We start from the raw sequence: 20,796 nt of genomic DNA, 5'->3' as shown, positions 1-20,796 counted from the left end.
TAATTTCGTATATTACTATATATTTATGGAGGGATTAAGTTTTGTCAGATTTACAATCGAAGTTTGGTAGTGGTATGAACAAATTGCAAGAGGGAATAGAGCAAGGGAAGATGAAATTACAAGTAGCCCAAGAGGTTGCGCAATTAAAGAAAATTACGCAAGAGAAACTACAGGCGAAAACGGAAATTTTGCTGGAACTTGGTCAAATGGCCTATATGCAACTCCGCAATGATGAAGTTCGAGTAGATGTGTTAAAAAATATTATAGAACCAGTACAAGAGCTGGATGTAGCTATTTATAATACGCGTAAGCAAATAGCTAATTTACAGAATCAAGGACAGAAAGGGCAATGTAGCTGTGGCGGCCCATTATCAGTAAATGATAAGTTTTGTGGACAGTGTGGGAAAGAAAATGAGTTACTCCTTCAATCAAAAAATGATGAAAATGAATCATGTACTTCATGTGGTGAACAAATTGCAACAGAGGCTACATTCTGTCCAGTTTGTGGTATGAAGCAAAGTAAGGAGTGAGGAACATGTATTGTAAAACTTGTGGTTTAGAACAATCGGATGTAGCGAATTATTGTACACATGATGGATCAAGTACAGGTAGTGTAGAAAGTGAAGTTACGTTAGCACCGAAAGACTCAAAGTATTGCCGAACTTGTGGAGTGGAAAGTAAAGGGACCGCTACATATTGTGAGAAATGCGGGGATTCCTTATTAGGTATTATAAAAAAAGAAATGAAAACGAGATTACCAGACGAAAGTTTACAATTGCATGTAAGTCCCTCTGGAAGCACTTTGAAAAAAGGTTTACTTGGTGGTGGGCTTGCAATCATATGTATGTTTATAGCCGGTTGGATTGGTAGCTTAGTTGTCGATGCGGCGATTAACGATCTAGTGAGAACGATGCTCACAAAGATGGACGGTATGCTAAATGAGACTACTGTTAATCAATCTTTCATTGGCATAGCACCATTAATTTTAATGTATCATTTAATAGGCCTTGAAGTTAGTGGGAGCGGGGCATATACGATGTCATTTATCCTTCATTTCCCATTGTTCATCTTGTTAGCAATTCCGGCACTTATATTAGGTGGAATTGGATTCTTTGTAGAGAAAAGTAACCCTTCTGCTATTTGGCGTGAGAAGTTACTAACATCGAGTGTTATCGGTATCGTATATGGAATTTTCTTGTGTATTGTTAGCTTTATTGCAGGTTCTTCTACGACAATTTCTCAATTCTATAAAACGATGACAATCAGTATTGGTTATTCACATGTTAGTAGTTTATTGTATGGCATTATATTTGGTTTATTATTTACCTTTATTGGTATGTGTATTCAAGCCGGGCCACACCGTCTATTATCTTCTATAAGTCGAAGTATTCCATATGCAACATCTATTTATTATAGTGTGGTAACTGTATTAAAAGGATTGCTTATTACATTTGGTATTATACTTATTACAATTTTATTTAGCAGTTCAAAGTCAGTGGGACCAATTGATTTTCCAGAGAAAACATATAAAACATTCATTTCATTAGAAGCAACACCATACATGTGGAATATGGCTCACTTTGCTCCAACAGCAATTGAATGGGGAGATATGGATAGAGAAATGAGAAGATACTCAATGGAAAAAGGTCCATTGCATCTATCTTATACGTCAGGAATATCAATAAATGGTACGTCATTAAAAGATCTGGAAATCGCTAATGGAGCGAATCTTAAACGAGTAAAAGAAATTGATGATTTCAATTCCTACATGCACTGGTGGGGGTTATTAATTGTACTACCATGCATTTTACTATTTAGAGCGGGGGTGAAATTGGCTCAATATCCAATGAAAAATATGTACGTAACTATTGCTGTGTTTAGTGCGGTGTATACTGTGATGATGCTTTGTGTAAATGGGTTGGCCAAAATTCATATTGAGGCCTCAGGGAGTAAAGAAGTTATGAAAGAATTTGCTGGGATTTCCGGACCATTGTTCTCTATTCAAAGTAGCACGCTGTATTTAATGGTAGGGAGTTTTCTTCTTTCGTACGCATTAACATTCGCAGGTATGAAGTTAGGAAAAAAATAAGGGGGAGAGCCATTTGAAGTTTTGTGGGAAATGTAATAAACAAGTTGCGGATCATTTGAACTTTTGTTCCGAGTGTGGAAGTAAGGTAGATGTAATTGCTGATCAGGCAGCTTCTTCTCGTTCAGAAGTACAACGAGAAATAAAGCCAGTGAAAAGTAAGAAAAATATACTGTTACTTATAGGCTTTGTTGTTATCTTTGCTATATTGTTTGGTGCGTATAAATTTGGGGCAAGTAAGTTTTCAAAAGAAAAGCAGGTCAATGCTATGATTGAAGCATTCCAAAAGAAAGATGCGAATGCAATTGATGAGTTTGTAAAAGTAGATGATCCGAGTTTGAAAGTGAAAGTTGACGATATTAAAGGATATATCCGTTATTTAAAAGAAAATCCTTCTTATAATAAAGAACTGCTATCTTATTTACAAAGAGAGACAGTAGATCAAAAACTAGCAAGTGATAAAGCATCATTTAAAGATGGTCAAATTATAGAAGACGGGAAAGAATGGTTCTTATATCCGAAATATAAATTTAATATGAAATCTTATTATATGAATGTAAGCACAACTGCGAAAAGCGCTGAAATATATGTGAATGATAAGAAAGAGACAGAGTTATCGAGTGATAAAACTTCAAAAGAAGTTGGTCCATATTTCCCTGGTTCTTACGTTGTAAAGGCAAAAGCGAAGACGGAACTAACTGAGTTAGAAACAGAAAAAGAAGTGGACTTGGCAGATGAAAAAGAGGCGAAAGTGGATGTGACATTATCATTAGAAGGAAAGTATGTAACCATTTCTTCTGATGAAAATGATGCAACTATATTTGTGAATGGAAAAAAACGTGGAAAATTAAGCTATGGAAGTTATAAGCTTGGTCCTGTATCCACAGATGAAACAGTAGAAGTACATTTAGAGAAAACTACTGATTTTGGTGTGATGAAATCTGAAAGTGTTAAAATCGGAGACCAGAGCACGTATTACTTAAAATTCCCGAAAGAAACATCAAGTTCGGCTGTCGGCGACTTTGTACGAAATCATCTTTATGATAATGTGCGTGCGATTTCATTAAATGATTTTAGCCTAATTGAAAATAATTATGATAAGAGCGGGAAATCGTACAAGGAAGACCGTGATTATATACAGTATTTACACAAAAAAGGAATTACAGAAGATTTATTAACAATGGAAATTCGTAATGTAGAGCGTCAAAGTGCTACGAAATATAAAGTAACGACATATGAAGAGTATCATATTCGTTACGGTGATGGCTCTGTGAAGTTCAAAAGCTTTAATAATGATCATATCGTTACTGTGAATGGAAATGGAAAGATATTGTACCATTCTCTTGGAGCGAATAATACGCTTAAGTCAGAGGAAGTATCTGGTCCAACTCGTTAATATGAGAGAGGTTGTTCAATATTTGAACAGCCTCTTTTATTTTGTAGCTAACTCAATATTTCGTGTCAAACCGTGGATATTTTTTTTTTACAATTATGAGCGCGTCTCTTTTAATATCGCTTGTACATATGGATCACGTAATATTTGTTCAATCATTGGTAACATATTTTGTTCAAATGGAATATCGATAGGGAACGGTTTTTGTGAGCCGGGTTTGATTCCATATTGGACAAATTTGTAATGTGTATTTTCTTCAGACTTGAGCACAATTAATTTATAGCGATTGTCGTCGCCAGCGAGTGAAAAATCAATAGAAGTAGCGTCATATGTTACTTCATCTTTATATATATACGGTTTTGGTGTACCGATCCAGTCTACTTTTGCTTGTACATTCATGAGTATAGCCTCCTTATAACTATTATAAAAAAATAAAAGCCAGCTCTCAACAAAGAGAACCGGCTTTCGCAGTCATTGGTTATTTTAAAATTTTCACTTTAACAGTTTTGCGGCCCCATTTTTGAGCAGCGCTATCTGATCCAAGTAGGATGTCGATACGGTTACCTTTAATTGCACCGCCAGTATCTCCAGCGATAGCTTCTCCGTAACCTTCTACCCATACTTTAGATCCTAATGGGATTACTTTCGGGTCAACAGCGATCATTTTCATGTTTGGGTTCGCCGTTAAGTCATGACCCATTGCAGTTAATACACGGCCGCCATATGTGCCACCGTTTTCGCTCGGATGAGCTGTATATGCTGTAGCTACAACTGTTAACTCACGACCACCAGAAGGTGTGCTAGTTTCAGCAGCCTTTACAGCAGGCTTAGCAGCTTGTTTTGCAGGTGCTTGAGCTGGTGCTGGTGCTTGCGCTTTAGCAGGAGCAGGTTGTTCTTGTTTCTCAATAACAGGTGCTGTACCTGTTAAGAAAGGAACGTGAACATAAGCTGTTTTTCCGTTATATTCGAATTGTAACCACTCATTTTGTACTTGGTTCGTTGTTTCAATCATATCATCTTTCTTAAGCGTCCCAAGAATTTCTGAGTTTGTGTTCGCTTCAGCACGTACGTTTAATACGTTAGCTGTTACGTAGTAGATGCTTTTAGTGAACTCTGCACTTACGAATGCGTCTTTACCATCTAAAGTGATTTTTGACCATCCGTTCTCTGTATTTTGAACATCTATTTTATTACCGTTTAGTAATTTACCGACAACTTTTGATTCAGTAGTAGGGTTTTCGCGTACATTTAGTACGTCTGTTGTTACAACAGTTTCTGCATTAGCAGATGATGTGAAAATCCCAAGACCAAAAACTGCTGCTGTTGCTATTCCAATTAATTTTTTCATGATAGCCTCCATTGCGTTTGTTTTCGTGTCCTCATTATAGCAACAGATTTTTTCGGATTTCGGGAAAACACACAATTACAAACCATTCGTAATAAGTCGTTAACATGCTGTAATATAACAAAAAATATAGGAAAGCGTTTTTCATTCTATGTAATTAGTAGGTTTCTACTTATATTCAAAATATTTAATACAACGTATTGTTTTCGGCGTAAATAAAAATATTACAGGAGTGTTACATGATGTTTACTAAACGATTACATTCCTTGAGTATTTTACCGTTTTATGGGTAATATAGTTATATAAACATAAACATTTCGTTTGTGAAACTATAAACACGTGCTATATACTAGCAAAAAAACCGCATAATTGTTACAAAGAGAAAGGGTTGCAAGGAAGAAAAATGCCCTTTTTTACATCTGTAACACATCCTTTTTTGGGAAAATACATTCCCATCCGCATTTTTCTCGCACAATTTGACAGCAGTATTTCGATCTTATAGCTCTTGCAGAGTGAAAAGATTATACGGAAGGTAAGGCTGTCCATCAGAATTCTAGTTGGTGAAGGTGAAAGTAAAAAAATCACCGCAAAATTATAGTTTTCTATCCGATTTTACATATCGGAATTAATGTTATTTATAAAAGTAAAACCTACGAAGGGGGATTTGATGAGGAAACTGACAAAAACATTCATCGTTTCATTAACATTATGTATTGCATTTACACTTTGGGGGATTATTCCCGAATCTATTATCGGAAAAGGTAGCCTAGGAAATGTAACAACCGCAATTCAAACTGCATTAGTTAGTAAGTTTGGATGGTTTTATATTATTTCTGTTTCTATTATTTTAGGTGTGTCTATCTTTTTAATTGTTTCGAAATACGGTTCTATTCGTTTAGGGAAAGATGATGACGAGCCTGATTATAGTTATATGACATGGTTTGCTATGTTATTTAGTGCTGGTATGGGTATCGGCTTAGTGTTCTGGGGCGTTGCCGAACCATTAAACCATTTATACGCGCCTCCGTTTGGAGAAGGTGCAACTGAGGAAAGTGCGCGTCTTGCACTGCGTTTTTCATTTTTCCATTGGGGATTACATCCGTGGGGACTATATGCATTTGTAGCGCTTTGTATTGCTTACTTTACTTTTAGAAAAGGAAAAGCAAGTACAATTAGTGCGACAGTAGGGCCGTTATTTAAAGGCGGGGACCATGGACGTATTGCTCATTTATTTGATGTGTTAGCTGTTTTCGCGACTGTGTTTGGTGTGGCAACATCATTAGGTCTTGGCGCAAAACAAATTGCCGGTGGTGTTAGTTATTTAACATCTATCCCGAACTCATTAACGACGCAGTTAGTCATTATTGCAATCGTAACAGTGTTATTTATGTTATCTGCTCAAACAGGTCTTGATAAAGGAATTAAATATTTAAGTAATACAAACATTATTTTTGCGTTTGCACTTATGATTATTGTATTGTTTGCAGGTCCAACAAACTTTATTATGAATTACTTCACTTCGACAATCGGTTCTTATATTCAGGAATTGCCAAGTATGAGTTTCCGATTAAGTCCATTAGATGAAGGCGGAAATCAATGGATTCAATCATGGACAATTTTCTATTGGGCATGGTGGATTGCATGGTCACCATTCGTAGGTACATTTATTGCTCGTGTTTCACGAGGGCGTACCATTCGTGAATTTGTTATCGGTGTGTTACTCGTACCGACAATAATTGGTGCTCTTTGGTTCTCAGTCTTCGGCGGGACTGGTATTCATATGGAACTGTTCGGTGATGCACATATCTTTGAAAAAATTAAAGAGATGGGAACAGAAGTAGGATTATTCGCCATGTTTGATCAGATGGGAAGCTTTGGATCAGCGTTATCTGTTCTAGCTATTCTTCTTATTTCTACATTCTTTATTACATCTGCAGATTCAGCGACATTCGTTTTAGGGATGTTAACGACACATGGTAGTTTAAATCCACCAAATCGCATTAAAATGATCTGGGGTATCGTTTTAGCTGCTCTAGCTTCTATCTTATTATATGTAGGTGGATTAGAAGCCTTACAAACGGCAGCTATCATTGCAGCATTCCCATTCGTCTTCGTTATTTTCTTTATGATGGCAGCATTATTTAAAGAGTTACAAAAAGAAGGGCGTATGAAGCGTCATAAATAATAGAAGGAAAAAGAGTTGATTATGTATCAGCTCTTTTTTTATATAGAAGGAACTTGAACTGCAAGTAAGGGAAATAAAATACTTTACTATATTAGTAGTATGCCTTTTATATGAATGAAAATCGATATATTTCGACAATGTTCGATGTTTTGCAAATTCTATTCGTATTTTTGACAAAAAATTGTCGGAAATGTGTTGTCACGTTTATATATATGTGCTATATTATTTCCTGTAAGCGATTTCAAATAGTTTTAAAGCGCATTCAAGGGGGACATCTAGAATAATGAAACGTTACGAAAGAAAGTGGAAGCATATTTGTTTGAAACGTGTGGCACATCGTAGTGTCCAAGAAAGCACGGAACCTAAGACTGAAACGCGCAAAGAGCAGCAAGAGAAGCAATTGGTTCTACAAAAATAGCAATCACTTTTTCGTATATAAATGAAGGTCGATCGTTCGTTGGGGGATGGACGTGAAATTACTTTCAGCTAAGGGGTATTGTCTGATATATAATTTATACGGCAATAAATAAGCACAGAGCATACGGCGCTCTGTGCTTATTTTTATTATTTCTCTTTTTTGAATCGAACAGTTTTATCCCAGCCAATGACTTGTTTCTTGCTTTTTGCACGTAAGTATAAAATTAAGCTACGAATGAATAAGTACGTAAAGAGCTGTGCGTACGTAAAGTACATGATAACACTAATAAAAATATTAGTTGGTGTAAAGGTTCGTTCCACACTCTGGGCACTAAATAATTGAGAAACATATGTAACATATGCGACATACCACATAAATAGTAGTGGAATGCTATATTGAATTTGGAATATCCCGAGTAACCCAATTACAAACCAAACGTTCGAAATGATTAAGAATAACCAAAATACAACATACACTAAAACTTGTTGTAAAGAATGGACGAGCAGTTTTCCTTTAAAGAAACTTAATGAAGAAAACATTTTTTCTAAAATGTACAAGTTCCCTTGAAGCCAACGTGTACGCTGCTTAATAAGGATTTTTAAATGCTCAGGTTCTTGTTCCCATGTAATTGACTCTGGAACGATTGGCAGGAGATAACCTTTTTGTGTAATTCGTAATGTTAATTCAGCATCTTCAGCAATTGCATAAGGGTCATAGCCGCCAAGCTCTTCTAATGCAGCGCGACGAAGAAGCATGTTTGTTCCTGTTAGTGAACCTGTTTGGAATAGTAACCAGCGTCCGGATTGCATAAGGAGCTGGAAGATTTGAAATTCTAACGAAATCATTCGTGTTAGCCAGTTTCTTTTTTCATTTACAGTACGAACATGCCCAACAGCTCCAACAGCATCCTCGGTTGTTTCAGCGTGTTCTACAAGCATTCGCAGTGCATGTGGTTCAGGCTGGTTATCTGCATCATAAACACAGAAGTATTCACCATCTGAAATACTAAGGCCATAGTTTAATACACGTGATTTTCCTTTTGGTTCACCAGGTGGAACACGAATGTGACGAATATGAGCATAAGCTTTGTCAAAATCGTCACCAATTTCAGGTGTCTCATCTTGCGAGTTATCGTTTAATAAATAAACAGTTAGTTTGCCTGGATATTCAATCTTTGCCATCGCCTCTAAAGTATCCTTAATCACGACGCCTTCATTGTGAGCTGGTATTAAAATATCGACGCTTGGGTAATGTTCTAGCGTACGATCTTTTTGTTTCCTACTTCGGTGAACTAAACCTGCGAGTGTTAAGAAAGAATAGTAAACGAGTAAGCCAGAGAATAGAAAGGCTGTAAAAATAAGTACATACTTAATTGAAAATGTGATGCTGATCCAAAAAACGAGTACGCAAAATAGAAGGAATAAAAGAAGTATAACGAGTGTCATCATAATAACTTCGGTCCTTTTGTAGCGATTTGTTCTCGTTTAATCTTGATGTCTTGAATAGCCTCATCTGCAAGCCATTTTTCCATTTTAGGCTGTAGACGGTTCATTACAATATCGGCACCCGCTTCATTTGTATTTTGTAATAAAATGACTAATGTGTTGTTATCATACTCAGCAACAAGGTCAAAGTCAGCTCTTACCGTTTCAACTAATAAGGAAGCTACACGGTCCATAACACTTTCCTTTGTATATTTACTAAAGGAAGTGAAATCAAAATAAATCATAACGCCTGTTTCATTACGACGATTCATTGCATTGATTAATAATGCTTGTCGTCTCTCAAATTCTTGTCTTGTTAATAATTTCGATTCTCCGATGTATTGTTCTAACGTTCTCACACGTTCGGTTAATTCTTTATTTTCATGAATAACCTTCTTTAATAGATGAGTGGAGATATATACAATGAAGAAATTTGCTGCCATTAGGAAGTGAGTAATAATGTATTCCCATTGTTCTGATGTACTCCATAAGTAAAGCCATGCTTGGTAGAATAGGTAGAATACCGAAATAATGGTTCCTAATATGAAGAAAACAAATGCAGTTTTATCAGGCAAAAATAGAAATAGTACATTAACAATTACATATATAATTGTAAAAATGAGAGCATGCTCATATTGCGTTACATGTACAGTTGTAAAATAAAATAAAATTTGTAAAATCCACATAGAGAGGACTTTATAGAAGTTATCTTTCACAAAACTTTCCTCCTTAAAGATAATTCATACAAGGATACTTGTAGTATGCGCAATTATTAAGAAATAGACCGGATGACTATATTCTTTTTGAGAGAGCAACAATAAGTAGTATCCCTCTTTTGTAAGAAAAAATAAACAGACTTGATAATTATTGTATCATAATGTTTTTATATTTCGGCATAAAGTATTTAATATATACTAAGAAAATAAAAAGTCCCCTCTTTAGAAAGAGGGGACTTGCTTTATTTTATAGGAACATCATACCTGCAACTGCTGCGTTTAAGAAGTTAGCTAGTGTACCAGCGATAACTGCTTTAATCCCTAATTGTGCAATTTGTTTACGGCGAGTAGGAGCTAATGTTCCTGTTACACCTAATTGAATTGCGATAGAAGAGAAGTTTGCGAATCCACAGATTGCGAATGTTAAAATTAGATTTGTTTTTGCAGAGAACTCTGCCATATGTGGTCCTAAGTTTGCGTATGCAACGAATTCGTTGATTGCAAGTTTTTGACCGATAAAGCTTGCTGCTTGTACGGCTTCACCAGGAGAAACCCCGATTAAAATTGCAAATGGTGATAGTAAGTAACCGAAGATTAAATCAAGGCTAAGTTTAATATCGAACCAAGAGCCAATCCATCCTAATAGGCCATTTAATAAAGCGATTAATGCGATGAAAGCCATTAACATTGCTGCTACGTTAATAACAAGTTGCATACCTTCTGATGCACCACGTGCTGCTGCATCAATAACGTTTGCATCTTCACGCTCTGTAGAAAGTTCAACGTTATTATCTACTTTTTCTGTTTCTGGCATAATTAGTTTCGCAATTAATAGACTTGATGGAGCTGCCATAATTGCTGCTGCTAATAAGTGTTCTAACGGAATACCCATTGCTGCATAGCCGACAAGAACTGATCCAGCAACAGCTGTCATACCGCTTACCATAATAGCGAAGAATTCACTATTTGTTAAACGTGCTAAGTAAGGTTTGATTAAGATTGGAGCTTCAGTTTGTCCTAAAAATACAGTTGTTACTGAGTTTAAACTTTCTGCTTTAGAAGTTCCAAGAAGTTTACTTAATGCGCCACCAACGATACTAACAAATTTCTGCATAATACCGAAATGATATAAGATTGCTACTAATGAACTAATAAATACGATTGGAAGTAGTGCTTGAATAACGAATACAAATCCCCAAGGTCCTTTTGCGTTGACTAAATCCCCAGCAACGAACTTAATTCCCTCGTAAGAAAAATTAATTAATCCTTGAACGCCATCTGCAGCGTGTTTTAAACCTGCTTTTCCGGCATCCCAGCGTAATACGATAAATGAAAATGACATTTGTAATGCTAGCGCGATTAAAATTGTGCGCCAATTAATAGCTTTGCGGTTGGAAGATAGTAAGAAAGCGATTGCTAATACTCCAATCACGCCGCCAATTCCCCATAAAAGATTCATGCAGTGTATGCTCCTTCCTCATAGTAAAAAAATGTATAAAACAGTTGTCTATACTTCTGCAAATATAACATCTTAAGTAACTTATCATAATGGACATCAGAGGTCAAACGTCTAACGAAAAGTTTAAATAAAAAGAAAATTCTTCAAAAAAACACATATGAAATGATTAGACATGAAATAGGTTATGTTTTTTATGTAAAAATATACATTATGATAACGTTATGGATCATTATTGTAGAATATAGTGTATGAAATAGGAAAATAGATACATTATTTTTTAAAGGAAATAGGTTATACACATTAAAAAGAGCCTTCTAGTAATCTAGAAGGCTCTAAAAATATAACTTAAGGTGCTTTCGTATAACCTAAGAAGTGCTTACTCCAATAAGAGTTGCTTAATGAAGCGATTGCTACACCTTTATCTCCAGCTTGGATAAATGATCCACCCCCAAGGTAAATACCCATATGAGAAGGACCTGATTTATAAGTGTTTTGGAAATAAATTAAGTCACCTGGTTGTGGATTTGAAGTTTGTGGTAGGCTACCCCAATATCCTGCAACACTTTGACGGCTAATGTTATGACCAAATTTCTTAAATACGTGGTAGATGTAACCACTGCAGTCAACACCAGTAGCAGAAGTTCCGCCCCAAACGTAAGGTACACCTTGCATTGATTTTGCATATGCAAGTACGGAAGAACTGTCACCGCTATTATTGCTTGTATTGTTATTATTATTGTTGTTGTTTTGATTGTTATTTTGGTTGTTGTTAGGTTTATTATCTACTGCGCCACCAACTGGTGTTTTAGAAAGGTAACGTGTGCCGATATAACCAGTTTGGCCGTTGTAGTTAATTTTGCTCCATCCAGAGTTTTCAGAGATTACTTGAACCTTCTGTCCTTGTGGAAGTGCGCCTATGATTCTATAATTTGTACCTTCACCACTACGTACATTTAAGGCAGAAGCATTAATGTAGTAGTCACCAATTGCACCTTGATTAGGTTGTTCAGGTTGTTTTGGTTGCTCAGGAGTAGTAGTGCCACCTTTAACGAATTTCATGAATTCGCTACTAACGTAGCCTGTTTTTCCTTGATAGTTAACTTTAAACCAGCTACCTTCAGAGCCAATTACGTTTAATGTCGTACCATTTAATACGCCACCAATTACGCTATGGTAAGTAGCAGGGCCTGTACGTACGCGTAGAGATGTTGCGTTAACAACGTAAGTACCGCCAGTTTGAACAGTTACATTATTATTTTGTTCTTGTTTGTTATCTTGGTTGTTTCCTTGTGTAACGTTATCACTAGAACCGCCTTTTGTTACGTAGTCTTTACTTACGTAAGCTGTTTGGCCTGCATAATTGATTTTGAACCAATCTTGAACTTCACCAACAACTTGTACGACTTGTCCTTTTGTAACAGAACCTACAGTTGTGTGAGAAGTGCTAGGACCTGTACGAACACGAAGGGAAGATACATTTACTGTATAGTTTCCGCTTGTTGGTTTTACAGATTCTTGGTTGTTATTATTCGTATTGTTGTTTGAAGAACCTGCATTAGAAGAAACACCAGATACGAATTCGCCACTTACATAGCCAACTTGTCCATTATGATTGATTTTTACCCAACCATTTTCTTGACCAATTACGTTTAATGTTTGTCCTTCATATACACGTCCTGAAACAGAACTAGAAGTGTTAGGAGCGGTACGTACACGTAATACATCAGCAGTAACTTTATTTTTTCCACCTGTTGTACTTACATTTGAATTGCTCGCACCATTTTTTGATACAAATTCGCCACTAACAAAGCCTGTTTGGCCATTCATGTTAATTTTGTACCAACCATTTTCTTCGCCAATCACGTTTAGTGATTGACCGTTATAAACGCGCGAGATGATGTCGTGAGAAGTACTTGATCCTGCACGAACATGTAATACGCTAGCGTTTACCGTATAAGATGAGCTGTTTGATGCAGAAGCTTGGACAGTTGTAGCAGCTTTTTGTGTATTTTGTTCAGGGGCAGCTTGAACACTATCAAGTGTAGGTGCTGCTCCTCCTGCTACAGACACTGCCGCAAGACCGGCAAGGTATTTTTTCATAATTTGTCGATTCCTTTCTGTCTGTAATGTAGTGAAGAAATATTTACCAACTGTTAAAAATTCTAAAGAGCATGTCGATTACTGTCAAGACTTATGCGGGAATCTGAATATGACAAAAAGATTACAAGAAAAAATCAAGGCATAAATCTATACCTTGATTTCCATTTAAATACATATATTGAATGTAGAAAGGATAGAAATTATTCGTGTTTAAGAAGATGACATATTGGATTGTAACAAACTCTGAGAAAATGATCGTTGCAGCATTTTCGTGATAGGGCCAACTTGACCATCTCGGATTGCGGTTCCATCAAGATGAGTCATCGGCAAAATTTCAATCGTCGTTCCTGTAAAAAAGCATTCATCCGCTTGATAAACATCACGAACGCTGAAAAGCTCCTCTTGTACTGGAATACGAAGGGTTTTCGCTAAAGAAAGAACATATTGACGAATAATGCCATTTAAAATAAGGTGATTAGCTGGATGTGTGTAAAGAGTTCCGTTTTTAATGAGAAAGAAGTTAGAGTGGCTGCCCTCAGTTACAGTACCATTTCGTACGAAAAGGGCCTCTTTACAACCTTTTCGTTCCGCTTTCGTAGTAGCTAATATATTCGGTAATAAGTTTAATGATTTAATATCACAGCGTAGCCAGCGCGTATCCGGTTCTGATATGGCACGTACACCATATTCAATCCATAACGCTGGTCTTTCTTTCTTTGTAATATAGGCATAGATTGTTGGAGGGACGTCATATGAGAACGTATGGGTACGAGCTTGTACACCACGAGATACTTGCAAATAAATCGTTCCATCTTCGTGGAAATTATTATTTTCGATTAGTTTATAAAGTAGGGTAATCAGTTCCGCTTTTGAGAAAGGGAGTGTTAATTCTATTTCTTCCATGGAGCGATATAATCTTGTGATATGCGGATCTAATAAGTGAAAGTTCCCTTTATATAGACGAATAACCTCGTAGACACCATCCCCAAACTGCAAGCCTCTTTCCTCAAGGTCTATGTACGTTTTTTGTTTCGTTGTATCAATAACTGCATCATTCCAAAGTACAAATCTTTCATATGCCAATTTTCGTCCCATCCTTTCGTAAGTGCATAAGTAAAGTGAAGTTTTCATTCATTTGGAATAAAAATCACTACAGTAATTTTTATGTGAGTAATTCTTTACATATGACGTATATGTATTTGTAAATGGTAGAGAAGTGGTAGTGATTTACAGCATTTCGTATATACAAATTCGAAAATAAGAAATAAGAATCCTGCTTTTAAATAAAAAAAAGCAACATTCTTATGGAATGCTGCACAAGGAGGGTAGCTATCTTTCATAGGGACATCGTCTTATGGAATGTTTTGTGTATGGAAACAAAACATATTGAAAGACAATTATAAGAAAGTAGAAATAAACGATTCACATATTTCTTTAAGGGATCTTATTACAGATGAGAGATAAGAAATATATAGAACCTCGTTTACATATTTTATTATAGAGATACTTCATTAATTTTATATGAATATTTGGTAAAGGTTATGTAATGTTAAAGTTAATGAATATAAGTAATTGTATGGAGGAATATAAAAAAAGAGGCTGAGATTACTCAGCGCTCTTCTTTTCTTCTTTAATAGCTGTCTTTACTTCACCAGTTTTGATCTTGTTGCTTTCAGAGAAGCGAAGTAAGTCACCCTCAATGATTTTGTCAGACATGCTCAATTCATTTTGGGCACGATCAATAAGTGGTTGAGATTCTTCTTTTGGTAGTTGTACAACTTCGCCAGTAGCACGGTCGTAGAATGTACTGTTCGTGTACATGTACTTATCTGTAACGAAGCTACCATCACGAAGAACAACGAACCCTTTATTGTCAGGTGAGAATACGTCATGACCGAATCGAACGTCATTCGTAGAGTCTACACCAAGTAAGTTTAGAATAGTTGGTTTAATGTCAATTTCACCAGTTGGTTTTGAAATTGTTTTACCTTCTTTTTGACCTGGAACGTGAATAAACATCGGTGTTTTTTGTAAGTTCATATGGTCAAATGCAGTAATTTCTTCTTTTCCTAAGAACTGTGCCATTGCACGGTTATGGTTTTCAGAAATACCGTAGTGGTCACCGTAGAATACGATAACTGAGTTGTCATAAATACCTTCTGCTTTTAGACGTTCAATAAAGTGTTTCATTGCTTCGTCTAAGTAGCGAGCTGTTACCATGTAACGGTCAAATACGCCATCACCAGAATTGTATTCGTCAATTAATTTTGTATTGTCATCATAAGTGAATGGGTAATGGTTTGTTAAAGTAAGGAAGCGAGTATAGAACGGTTGCTTCACTTGTTTTAACATATCGATAGATTGATCAAAGTACTCGATATCTTTTAATCCCCAGTTTAATTTCGTTTCTGGCGTAATCTTATAGTCAAGCTCGTTGTAGTAACGATCATAACCAAGTGCCGGATACATAATGTTACGGTTCCAGAATGTTGCGTTGTTTGCGTGGAATACTGCAGTGTAGTATCCTTGCTGACGTAAAATTTCTGGAGTTGCTGTATATTCGTTGTTACCGTGTGTGAAGAATACAGCACCACGGTCTAGTGGATACATGGAAGTATCTACTAAGAATTCAGCATCAGATGTTTTTCCTTGCCCAGTTTGATGGAAGAAGTTATCAAAGTAATAACTTTCTTTCGTAAATTGGTTTAAGAATGGTGTAACTTCTTGTCCGTTAACTGTTGCACCAATTAAGAATGTTTGTAATGACTCAAGAGAGACAACGATTACGTTCTTCCCTTTTGCAGTACCAAACATATTTGGATCTGGTTTGCTTTGCGTTGTTTTTACGTAGTTCTCTGTTTCCTGTAACTTACTACCGTCAGCAAATGCTTTTTGTGAACTTGATTTTGCTTGTAAGCCAAGATCATATACTTGGTGTACATATAAACCTAAGTTTTTAACAAGCATAACGCGGTCGAATGAACGTGTTAATAGTTCTGGACGCTCAGCCTCTGCCAATCCTAAGTTTGCGAAGAAAATAGCAATTGTTGACACGAAGTATAGGGAACGCATTGGGCGTGCTACACGTTCTGTCGGTGCAAAATTCTTCATCTTCTTCAATAAAATGAAGAATACGATAATATCAGCAAATGCGAGGATAATCTTGTAGTTAAACAATTCTTTTACACTAGAACCTAAACTTCCGAAGTTAGATGTTTGTCCTAGTACTGGTAAAGTAACAAAGTCATTGTAGAATCCGTAGAACATTACGTTACCAACAAGAACGATTGTTAAGACAAAATTAATTCCAAGTGCTATATAGTTACGTTTTTTCCCTTTTGCAAATAATGCAAGACCAACAAGCAGTAATGATGCTGCTAATGGGCTCAGGAATAAAATGAATTCTTGCATGAAAGATTCAAGTTTTAAATCAAAGCTTGTGCGTGTAATAAGATATGTCTTCAACCATAAGGCTAAAGCTACGAATGCAGTGAAACGCACATTTTGAAATTGTGATTTCAAGGTTTCTTTCATTCATTTCCACCCTTTCTCTATCAGGCTTGGTCGATTTTGGAGCGAAAAATGCTAAAATAAAAAATACATAGTTTTCTTGGCCATAATTAGAGGTTCTATATTCACCCATATACGACTATAACTATGCATACCCTTTTAGTTTCTTGTGTTACTCATAAGCATAACGTCATTTCTGTATTATACAACAAAATTCATTTCTGAGAAACACTATAACATTTTACATTTTTTGTATGAGATTTGTCACTACCAGAGAAAACTTTAACATTCGTTTATATGTCCGTCAACTAGAAAATATAACAAAGGTAGAGCAGAATGTTAAGTGAAAGTGAAAAATCTCTTGTTGAGAAATAAGAAATGACAATGGGTAAGTGGTTATCTAGAAACCTATTATATGAAGGGAAATATGTAAAAATTAACGAACACTTGTTCTTTTTGAGTTTGTTTGTTACAATGAAAGTTCATTGATAGATTATGTGTAATTTTGATGAACTTTTACTGAAAACATATTGTAGCTTATTTCTTTTAAAAAATAGGGAGGCCTTTACATGGAGCAAAAATTTTCAGTTGAAGCATTTTGGAAGAAAGTAAAACATGTCGCAAAGCAGGCAGGGCAGTCAGTTATTTATGCAAGTTTACTGTTGTTTTACGTTTTGCAGAAACCAGATGTTCCAAAACGAGTGAAAATTATTGTAATTGGAGCACTTGCTTATTTTATTGCACCGATTGATGCGATTCCAGATTTCGTTGCTGGAATTGGTTATACGGATGATTTAGGGGCGTTAATGGCTGCATTATTACAAGCGTCGCTATACGTCGATGATGCTGTAAAAGATAAGGCGCGAGTGAAGTTGGCAGAATGGTTTGGTTCGGATATAGACACATCCTTTATCGATCAGAAATTAGATCAATAGGTAAGAACTGTCACATGGTGACAGGGCGAACGTAAGCGAGGAAGTGCATTATGCCATCAGGAAGAACGCATACGAAAATAAACTTAATATCCCTTCCGGTTGTTTTGTTTATGCTCTTTTCGTATGGACTAACAAATTTTGATTTTTTATTAACTTTTGCAATTGGCTTTTTAGTAGGTACTACATTTTTAACACCGGATTTAGATACGTATAGTAATGCGTATAATAAATGGGGATTCCTGCGTATATTTTGGTATCCGTATAAGAAGGTGATGCCGCATCGCTCCTTCTTTACACACACAATTATACTTGGTGATGTGATTCGTATTGCATACATGTTAATTGTGTTTTCTCCGTTTTTATTCCTATTAAATGTAATCGCGCTTGACGGGAATTTAATAGAAATGGCGAAGGAACATGAGGTTGAAATTGTAACGTTCGTAATGGGAATTGTTGTGGCAAGCACGCTTCACATTATAGCGGATAAAGTGAATACGCGTCGTAAGAAAATGATGAGAAAAAAGAAGAAACGCAGAAGATAAAAGACACTTGCAATTGCAAGTGTCTTTTTTTTATCAAACGTTTGTTTAAAATTAAGCTTTTAATACTTTAATCCCTTTTACAATGTTCCAAATAAAGTAGTATAAACTAATGATTCCACAGATGCATAAAACGATGATTGATCCAATTCCGAATGTTACATCCGGCTGTTCAGATCCGATACCCATAATTCCTAAAACAATGGCCCCAATAAATGAAGCAATCGTTGGGATAATGTGTGTCCATAGAGCACGTTTTGCATGTGGTTTCGTTTCCACATCGCCTACAATCCACACAATAATAGGGAATAAGATAGGGGCAAATAATACACTAAAGTATGATAAAGCTGCTAATATTTTGTTTCCGTTCATATATATCACCTCATAAATAATGTCCGTTGTTATACTATTATTATGCAATAGTTTTGGTAAGCTTTCTATCGATGAACATTACAAGAACATGACGATTTTGTAAGATTTTTTCGTTAAATAATAAAATTTTCAAAAAAATCTTTTTAAATAGAAATTGTTATGGTACAGTATAAATGAAAGTTGTTGAAAACGTTTTCTTAAACGTTTTTTTATTTTTAGGCTGAAAGGTATGATGACCTGATAGTCTATTGATGAGGTTATTCTATTTAAAAGGGGATTTTTTAGGGGGAGAGAACAGTGAACACATGGACACAAGTTTATGATCCGTTCGGAAACATTTGGATTTCGGCAGCGGTCGCACTTATTCCGATTATCTTTTTTTTCTTAGCTTTAGCAGTTTTCCGCATGAAGGGGTATGTGGCAGGATTTATTACAGTTGTACTTACAATTTTAGTGGCGTTATTCGCTTATAAGATGCCGTTCACGATGGCGATGGCAGCGACCGGATATGGTTTCTTATACGGATTATGGCCAATTGCTTGGATTATCATTATGTCGGTATTTTTATATAAAATATCTGTGAAGACAGGTCAATTCGATGTCATTCGTGCATCTGTATTATCCATTACGAATGACCATCGTTTACTCGTTATTTTAATCGGTTTTTCATTCGGAGCATTTTTAGAAGGAGCAGCAGGATTCGGTGCACCAGTAGCGATTACGGCAGCACTTCTTGCAGGTCTTGGGCTAAATCCTTTATATGCAGCAGGTCTTTGTTTAATTGCAAACACAGCACCAGTAGCGTTCGGAGCGATGGGTATTCCGATTACAGTTGCTGGACAAGTAACAGGTATTGATCCACATAAAATTGGACAAATGGCTGGACATCAATTACCGTTCTTATCATTATTTGTTCCGTTCTTTATCGTATTTTTAATGGACGGGTTGAAAGGAGTAAGACAAACATGGCCTGCTTTACTTGTAGCGGGTAGTTCGTTTGCCATTACGCAGTTCATTACAGCGACATTCTTAGGGCCAGAACTTCCGGATATTACGTCAGCACTTGTAAGTTTAGTTAGTTTAGCGCTGTTCTTAAAAGTATGGCAGCCGAAAGAAATTTATCAATCTGGGCAAGCAAATAGAGAAGTAGCTGCAACAACAGCGGCATCGATGCCGAAATTAACGTTGGGAAAAGTAGTAAAGGCATGGTCTCCATTTATCGTATTAACGGTTATGGTAGTCATTTGGAGTCAAAGTTTCTTTAAAGCATTATTTGCTCCAGGAGGCGCGTTAGAAAGTCTTGTATTTAAGTTTGAAATTCCAGGCTTGCACAATTTAGTAATGAAAGCAGAGCCTATTGTAAATAAAGCGACGCCTTACGAGGCAATTTTGAAGTTTGATGTATTATCAGCAACGGGAACAGCAATTTTAATTGCTTGTATCATTTCCATGTTTATTTTGAAAATGAGTGTAAAAGATGCAGTAGTAACATTTAAAGAAACTTTAAGTGAATTGAAAATGCCAATTCTATCTATTGGATTTGTATTAGGATTTGCATTTATCGCAAACTATTCTGGACTATCTTCTACACTAGCATTAGCGTTAGCAGGAACTGGCGGACTATTCCCGTTCTTCTCACCATTCTTAGGATGGATCGGCGTATTCTTAACAGGTTCCGATACGTCAGCAAATGCATTATTCTCAAATTTACAAGCAATTACAGCACAACAAGTTGGTGTATCTGAAGTACTTCTCGTTGCAGCAAATACAACGGGCGGTGTAACAGGAAAAATGATTTCGCCACAATCGATTGCAATTGCTTGTGCAGCAGTTGGACTTGCTGGAAAAGAATCAGATTTATTCCGCTTTACAGTAAAGCATAGTTTATTCTTCGTAATAATTGTGGGGATTATGACTTATGTACAGGCATATTATTTAACGTGGATGATTCCATAAAGAGCAAAAGAAATAAACTTTGCATTTTTCAGATTATCGTGTATGATGAGAAAGTATTGAAAATTAAATCAGTGATAAACTAGGGGTGCCTAACGTATGCGTAGGCTGAGAGAGAAGCGCGTGAACTTCTTAACCCTTTGGACCTGATCTGGCTCGTACCAGCGTAGGGAAGTTAACGGCTTTACATAATGATGTCTTTATGAGCCAGGTCCTTATTTTTTTATGGACCTGGCTCTTTTTATTTTGGCATACGCTGGCCATATCTCGTCCTTGTCACGTACAGGGGGGCAACAAAGGT

General features: G+C 36.1%; 16 protein-coding genes and 1 riboswitch. Of the genes, 7 read left to right on the top strand and 9 right to left on the bottom strand.

The window, feature by feature from the left end; translation table 11 throughout:
- The first annotated feature begins 41 nt into the window (after positions 1 to 41).
- Genes ACTFSI_RS10990 through ACTFSI_RS10980 form a run of 3 tightly spaced genes read left to right on the top strand, consistent with a single transcriptional unit; the run spans position 42 to position 3,482 of the window.
- A complete protein-coding gene (locus ACTFSI_RS10990) occupies positions 42 to 530 on the top strand; it encodes a zinc ribbon domain-containing protein (protein WP_001281743.1) in 489 nt (162 codons plus the stop codon).
- 5 nt (positions 531 to 535) lie between these two features.
- A complete protein-coding gene (locus ACTFSI_RS10985) occupies positions 536 to 2,089 on the top strand; it encodes a hypothetical protein (RefSeq protein ID WP_197225803.1) in 1,554 nt (517 codons plus the stop codon).
- A gap of 13 nt (positions 2,090 to 2,102) precedes the next feature.
- A complete protein-coding gene (locus ACTFSI_RS10980) occupies positions 2,103 to 3,482 on the top strand; it encodes a zinc ribbon domain-containing protein (RefSeq protein ID WP_197225802.1) in 1,380 nt (459 codons plus the stop codon).
- Between the two features lie 93 nt (positions 3,483 to 3,575).
- Here ACTFSI_RS10980 and ACTFSI_RS10975 read toward each other — a convergent pair whose 3' ends face one another.
- Both ACTFSI_RS10975 and ACTFSI_RS10970 read right to left on the bottom strand, forming a co-directional pair.
- Positions 3,576 to 3,878, bottom strand: a complete 303-nt coding sequence (locus ACTFSI_RS10975) for a DUF3910 family protein (protein WP_001102522.1) — start codon at positions 3,876 to 3,878, stop codon at positions 3,576 to 3,578.
- Between the two features lie 79 nt (positions 3,879 to 3,957).
- Positions 3,958 to 4,827, bottom strand: coding sequence for a cell wall-binding protein EntA (locus ACTFSI_RS10970; protein WP_440045378.1), 870 nt, complete (start codon positions 4,825 to 4,827; stop codon positions 3,958 to 3,960).
- Positions 4,828 to 5,491: 664 nt separating this feature from the next.
- Here ACTFSI_RS10970 and opuD point away from each other — a divergent pair.
- Positions 5,492 to 7,009 (top strand): glycine betaine transporter OpuD, encoded by a 1,518-nt coding sequence (gene opuD / locus ACTFSI_RS10965; protein WP_197225800.1) that lies wholly within the window; start codon positions 5,492 to 5,494, stop codon positions 7,007 to 7,009.
- A 564-nt stretch (positions 7,010 to 7,573) separates the two neighbouring features.
- On the opposite strand, the gene ACTFSI_RS10960 is transcribed toward opuD, so the two are convergent.
- From ACTFSI_RS10960 to ACTFSI_RS10935, 6 genes are all read right to left on the bottom strand, one after another.
- Positions 7,574 to 8,875 carry a glycosyltransferase family 2 protein gene (locus ACTFSI_RS10960; protein ID WP_044791996.1) on the bottom strand — a complete coding sequence of 434 codons (1,302 nt, stop codon included), beginning with the start codon at positions 8,873 to 8,875 and terminating at the stop codon, positions 7,574 to 7,576.
- Positions 8,872 to 9,627 carry a GGDEF domain-containing protein gene (locus ACTFSI_RS10955; protein ID WP_044791998.1) on the bottom strand — a complete coding sequence of 252 codons (756 nt, stop codon included), beginning with the start codon at positions 9,625 to 9,627 and terminating at the stop codon, positions 8,872 to 8,874. Before ACTFSI_RS10955 ends, ACTFSI_RS10960 begins: the two co-directional genes overlap by 4 nt.
- A 247-nt stretch (positions 9,628 to 9,874) precedes the next feature.
- Entirely contained in the window at positions 9,875 to 11,086 is a 1,212-nt protein-coding gene (locus ACTFSI_RS10950; RefSeq protein WP_001051025.1) for a NupC/NupG family nucleoside CNT transporter, read from the bottom strand.
- 345 nt (positions 11,087 to 11,431) lie between these two features.
- Complete coding sequence (locus ACTFSI_RS10945) at positions 11,432 to 13,186, bottom strand: C40 family peptidase (protein ID WP_044792000.1); 1,755 nt, start codon at positions 13,184 to 13,186, stop codon at positions 11,432 to 11,434.
- A gap of 210 nt (positions 13,187 to 13,396) precedes the next feature.
- On the bottom strand, positions 13,397 to 14,281 hold the full coding sequence (locus ACTFSI_RS10940) for a D-amino-acid transaminase (protein ID WP_001998631.1): 885 nt from the start codon (positions 14,279 to 14,281) through the stop codon (positions 13,397 to 13,399).
- Positions 14,282 to 14,791: 510 nt separating this feature from the next.
- Positions 14,792 to 16,720: an LTA synthase family protein gene (locus ACTFSI_RS10935; protein ID WP_000665331.1), complete on the bottom strand. Its 1,929-nt coding sequence runs from the start codon at positions 16,718 to 16,720 to the stop codon at positions 14,792 to 14,794.
- A 545-nt stretch (positions 16,721 to 17,265) separates the two neighbouring features.
- On the opposite strand from ACTFSI_RS10935, the gene ACTFSI_RS10930 reads away from it, so the two are divergent.
- Complete coding sequence (locus tag ACTFSI_RS10930) at positions 17,266 to 17,631, top strand: YkvA family protein (RefSeq protein WP_000435501.1); 366 nt, start codon at positions 17,266 to 17,268, stop codon at positions 17,629 to 17,631.
- A 50-nt stretch (positions 17,632 to 17,681) separates the two neighbouring features.
- The gene (locus tag ACTFSI_RS10925) at positions 17,682 to 18,173 is read left to right on the top strand and encodes a metal-binding protein (RefSeq protein ID WP_001139083.1); all 492 of its coding nucleotides are present in this window, start codon (positions 17,682 to 17,684) and stop codon (positions 18,171 to 18,173) included.
- Between the two features lie 51 nt (positions 18,174 to 18,224).
- On the opposite strand, the gene ACTFSI_RS10920 is transcribed toward ACTFSI_RS10925, so the two are convergent.
- Positions 18,225 to 18,542, bottom strand: coding sequence for a DUF4870 domain-containing protein (locus tag ACTFSI_RS10920; protein WP_197225799.1), 318 nt, complete (start codon positions 18,540 to 18,542; stop codon positions 18,225 to 18,227).
- A gap of 297 nt (positions 18,543 to 18,839) precedes the next feature.
- On the opposite strand from ACTFSI_RS10920, the gene lldP reads away from it, so the two are divergent.
- A complete protein-coding gene (gene lldP / locus ACTFSI_RS10915; protein ID WP_197225798.1) occupies positions 18,840 to 20,498 on the top strand; it encodes an L-lactate permease in 1,659 nt (552 codons plus the stop codon).
- 71 nt (positions 20,499 to 20,569) lie between these two features.
- A riboswitch (TPP riboswitch) is annotated at positions 20,570 to 20,685 on the top strand.
- The last annotated feature ends 111 nt before the right edge of the window (positions 20,686 to 20,796 follow it).

The sequence above is a fragment of the Bacillus cereus group sp. MYBK101-2 genome, assembly GCF_051918845.1.
Lineage (GTDB): Bacteria > Bacillota > Bacilli > Bacillales > Bacillaceae_G > Bacillus_A > Bacillus_A paranthracis.
The sequence above is the reverse complement of the archived record's forward strand: the minus strand, read 5'-3'. Positions and strand labels throughout refer to the sequence as shown.

Bases quoted from the DNA above. Each gene is read 5' to 3' on its own strand.
- ACTFSI_RS10985 (WP_197225803.1), top strand. From the start codon at position 536: ATGTATTGTAAAACTTGTGGTTTAGAACAATCGGATGTAGCGAATTAT.
- ACTFSI_RS10960 (WP_044791996.1), bottom strand. From the start codon at position 8,875: ATGATGACACTCGTTATACTTCTTTTATTCCTTCTATTTTGCGTACTC.
- ACTFSI_RS10945 (WP_044792000.1), bottom strand. From the start codon at position 13,186: ATGAAAAAATACCTTGCCGGTCTTGCGGCAGTGTCTGTAGCAGGAGGA.
- ACTFSI_RS10920 (WP_197225799.1), bottom strand. From the start codon at position 18,542: ATGAACGGAAACAAAATATTAGCAGCTTTATCATACTTTAGTGTATTA.
- ACTFSI_RS10930 (WP_000435501.1), top strand. From the start codon at position 17,266: ATGGAGCAAAAATTTTCAGTTGAAGCATTTTGGAAGAAAGTAAAACAT.
- opuD (WP_197225800.1), top strand. From the start codon at position 5,492: ATGAGGAAACTGACAAAAACATTCATCGTTTCATTAACATTATGTATT.
- ACTFSI_RS10970 (WP_440045378.1), bottom strand. From the start codon at position 4,827: ATGAAAAAATTAATTGGAATAGCAACAGCAGCAGTTTTTGGTCTTGGG.
- ACTFSI_RS10975 (WP_001102522.1), bottom strand. From the start codon at position 3,878: ATGAATGTACAAGCAAAAGTAGACTGGATCGGTACACCAAAACCGTAT.
- ACTFSI_RS10940 (WP_001998631.1), bottom strand. From the start codon at position 14,281: ATGGGACGAAAATTGGCATATGAAAGATTTGTACTTTGGAATGATGCA.
- ACTFSI_RS10935 (WP_000665331.1), bottom strand. From the start codon at position 16,720: ATGAAAGAAACCTTGAAATCACAATTTCAAAATGTGCGTTTCACTGCA.
- ACTFSI_RS10950 (WP_001051025.1), bottom strand. From the start codon at position 11,086: ATGAATCTTTTATGGGGAATTGGCGGCGTGATTGGAGTATTAGCAATC.
- ACTFSI_RS10925 (WP_001139083.1), top strand. From the start codon at position 17,682: ATGCCATCAGGAAGAACGCATACGAAAATAAACTTAATATCCCTTCCG.